Source organism: Cupriavidus sp. 05N39, assembly GCF_056397325.1.
Window position 1 is genome coordinate 1 of the sequence record NZ_JBFTNE010000267.1, and the last position, 665, is coordinate 665.

General features: G+C 63.2%; 2 pseudogenes. Both read right to left on the minus strand.

The features are described 5' to 3' along the window. Positions 1–279: pseudogene (locus AC1DN0_RS41215) on the minus strand (NADH-quinone oxidoreductase subunit M); the annotation flags it as partial. 23 nt (positions 280–302) lie between these two features. After that, positions 303–665: pseudogene (locus AC1DN0_RS41220) on the minus strand (NADH-quinone oxidoreductase subunit L); the annotation flags it as partial.

The window sequence follows — 665 nt, forward strand, 5'->3', positions numbered from 1 at the left end:
GACCAGCGTGGTCAGCAGGATCAGCGCGATCGCGATGCCGTCCACGCCCAGGTTGTAGCCGATGTCGTAGGCGGGGATCCAGGCGCGGGTCTCGACGAACTGCAGCGCGTCGTTCCCCACGTCGTAGCCGCTGAGCAGCGACAGGCTGGCCACGAAGGTCAGCACCGCTACGCCCAGCGACGCCCAGCGGGCGGTTTGGGCGTCACGGATGGCAAGGATCAAGGCACCGCCGAGGATCGGCAGCCAGATGAGAACACTGAGTAGAGGCCAGTTCGACACGTCTTCTTATTCCGTACAGGTCATCAACGCAGGTAATGCATCAGGACGCCCAGGAGGGCAATCAGGCCGATGATCATCGCGAAGGCGTAGTGATAGAGGAAACCGGATTGGGTGCGACGCAGCAGGTTGGCCGCCAGATCGATCAGGCGAGCCGAACCGTTGACCACCACACCATCGACCACGTTCGTGTCGATCGCGCGCGAAACCTTGCCCAGCTTGATGCCGCCACCGGCGAAACCGCCGATCCAGAGCTTGTCGAAGCCGTACTTGTTCTCCAGCACCGACACCAGCGGCGCGAAGGTCTTGCGGGCCTTGCCTGCCAGTTCCGGCTTCCACAGGTAGAACAGCACGGCCAGCAGGAAGCCTGCCACGGTGAGGAAGAAGGC